Origin of the sequence: Shigella sp. FC1661 (genome assembly GCF_001712525.1) — a bacterium.
In the GTDB taxonomy this organism is placed as follows: domain Bacteria; phylum Pseudomonadota; class Gammaproteobacteria; order Enterobacterales; family Enterobacteriaceae; genus Escherichia; species Escherichia coli.
Genome location: NZ_MDGW01000236.1, coordinates 1 through 3010 on the forward strand (window position 1 = coordinate 1; position 3010 = coordinate 3010).

The following is a 3010-nucleotide window of genomic DNA, read 5'->3' on the forward strand; positions in this document are numbered from 1 at the left end:
TGGCCGATAAACCGGGTCGGCGAACTGCTCCCCTGGCGCGTAGCACTGCCGACTGAATAACACATCCCCGTCAATACGGTTCTTGCTGCACGCTTACTATTGGACCGTGGCGGCTACGTAATTACAGTACTTTAAACACCAGCGATGGCCGTGCGGAATACAACTCCATTAGTACCTGGATACAGCGCGATATTGCCGCGTTAAGAAGCCAGATTATGATTGGTGATACGTGGACGGCGAGCGATATTTTCGACAGTACGCAAATTCGCGGCGCGCGTTTGTATACTGATAACGATATGCTACCCGCCAGCCAGAATGGCTTTGCTCCTGTGGTTCGTGGGATTGCAAAGTCCAACGCCACCGTCATCATTCGGCAGAATGGCTACGTGATTTATCAGTCTGCCGTTCCAGAAGGTGCTTTTGAGATCACCGATCTCAACACCGCCAGTACAGGTGGCGATTTGGACGTAACCATCAAAGAAGAAGACGGTAGCGAACAACGATTCACCCAACCTTATGCTTCATTGGCGATTCTTAAACGTGAAGGTCAGACAGATGTTGATGTCAGCGTGGGTGAATTGCGCGATGAAGACGGATTTACACCGGACGTCCTTCAGGCGCAAATACTTCATGGTTTTTCCCACGGGATCACTTTATATGGAGGTATGCAGGCTGCTGAAAATTATGGTTCTGCAGCTCTGGGTGTCGGTAAAGATCTTGGCGCTTTGGGCGCAATTTCTTTCGATGTGACACATGCTCGTGCGAATTTTAGCCATGATGATACAGAAACGGGTCAGTCATATCGCTTTCTCTATTCAAAACGATTTGACGACACAGACACTAGCTTGCGCCTGGTTGGCTATCGTTACTCCACCGAGGGCTACTATACCCTCAATGAGTGGGCATCGCGGCGCAACAGCCCTGAAGACTTTTGGGAAACAGGTAACCGACGTAGTCGCGTGGAGGGAACGCTAACGCAGTCGTTGGGGAGAGATTATGGCAATTTATACCTGACATTAAGCCGGCAACAATACTGGCATACCGATGATGTCGAACGATTAATGCAATTTGGCTACAGCAGTAGCTGGAAGCGTCTCTCGTGGAACGTCTCCTGGAGTTATTCCAATACTGCCAGACAGGGGACGGGGAACAACCATGCCAGTGATAACACCAGTGAGCAGATCTACATGCTCTCTTTATCTGTTCCTTTATCGGGCTGGTGGGGTAATAGTTACGCCACCTATTCTGTTTCGCAAAACGATAATTCCGGTAGCTCACATCAACTCGGACTCAGCGGTACGGCGCTGGAAAGAAATAACCTTTCATGGAATTTAATGCAGTCCTATAACAGTCATGATGATGAGGTTGGCGGTAATATGTCCCTGACCTATGATGGCTCTTATGGCACGGTGAACGGCAGCTATAACTACAGCCAAAATTCCCAGAGGCTGAATTATGGTATCAGAGGGGGAATTCTGGCACACAGCGAAGGGGTAACGTTAAGTCAGGAGTTAGGTGAAACTATTGCTCTTGTTAAAGCACCTGGGGCCGCCGGGTTAGAAATAGATAATATGCGCGGTGCTGCGACGGACTGGCGCGGCTATACGGTCAAGACACAGCTAAACCCTTATGATGAAAATCGGGTAGCAATCAGCGATAACTATTTCTCGAAGTCGAATATAGAACTTGATAATACCGTCGTTACGATGGTTCCCACGCGTGGTGCAGTGGTTAAAGCGGAGTTTGTGACTCATGTGGGTTATCGCGTTCTCTTCAGAGTGTTAAATGCAAATGGTAAACCGGTACCTTTTGGAGCCATTGCTGCGATACAAGATGCAAGTTTGGCAGATTCAGGAATTGTCGGTGACCGTGGCGAACTTTATCTTTCTGGTCTACCAGAAAAAGGACAGGTTACGTTATCCTGGGGAGAAAACGCCTCAACAAAATGCATCTTCAATTATTCACTTTCGACACCAGAAAGTGAGAGCGGATTAATTGAACAGGGTGTGACATGTCATTAAAAGGATTTTTATGAACAAGTATATCAAACAGTGGTGCTTTGCTGTGTTTATGCTCTCGTTAAGTAGTGTAGCACTTGCAGCTCCTAAAGGTATCTGTACCCCTGATAATGGCGTATTTCACAGTACGCTTGATTTCTCGGGATATCTTATTACCGCGAACGAAAATAAGGTTGGAACGACATTTAACACCACTGTAACTAATGGATCCTCATATCCTGGACGCTGTCATTGTGATACTGGTAACGTAGGAGAATTCCCCTATATCTATTATACGTCAAAAATAAACCAGGCATTAACTTATGCTGGGGTTCACTCTAATATTAATTATTATGATCTTAATCCGAACCTTGATGTTGGGATTGCTATAGATATTCTTGGGGTTGGGTATGTGAATGCACCTTTTGAATATCATGCTAACAACCCGTCTGGTAATACAAAGTACAATTGCAACCGCATTGAACCTTTAAGTATATCTAGTGGGGCTAAAGCGATAGTATATTTTTATATCAAGAAGACATTTGCAGGAAAATTGATTATTCCTGAAACAAAGATAGTGACATTGTATGGAACAATTAGCCGTGACACCCCGGTGGATTACTCACAGCCGATGGCTGATGTTTATATTCGGGGCGATATTACAGCTCCGCAAAGTTGCGAAATAAATAATTTACAGCCAGTTTATTTTGATTTTAAAGAAATACCAGCTGCAGATTTTTCATCTGTTGTTGGAAGTGCGGTAACAACACATAAAATTACTAAAACGGTCACTATTGAGTGTGAAAACCTGGGGATACTGAATACCGATGATATCAGTACGTCTTTTTATGCTACCGAACCCAATACGGACAATTCAATGGTCGTAACTTCAAACTCTAACGTGGGGATAAAAATTTAGGTGATGCTGCCAACTTACTGATTTAGTGTATGATGGTGTTTTTGAGGTGCTCCAGTGGCTTCTGTTTCTATCAGCTGTCCCTCCTGTTCAGCTA

2 pseudogenes are annotated in these 3010 nt (G+C 45.1%); both read left to right on the forward strand.

The annotated features are described in order from the left end of the window. Positions 1-92 precede the first annotated feature (92 nt). A pseudogene (lpfC-O113, locus tag BFF42_RS14215) lies at positions 93-2021 on the forward strand (long polar fimbrial usher protein LpfC-O113); the annotation flags it as partial. 10 nt (positions 2022-2031) lie between these two features. Then, a pseudogene (lpfD-O113, locus tag BFF42_RS14220) lies at positions 2032-2913 on the forward strand (long polar fimbrial minor subunit LpfD-O113); the annotation flags it as partial. Positions 2914-3010: the final 97 nt, after the last annotated feature.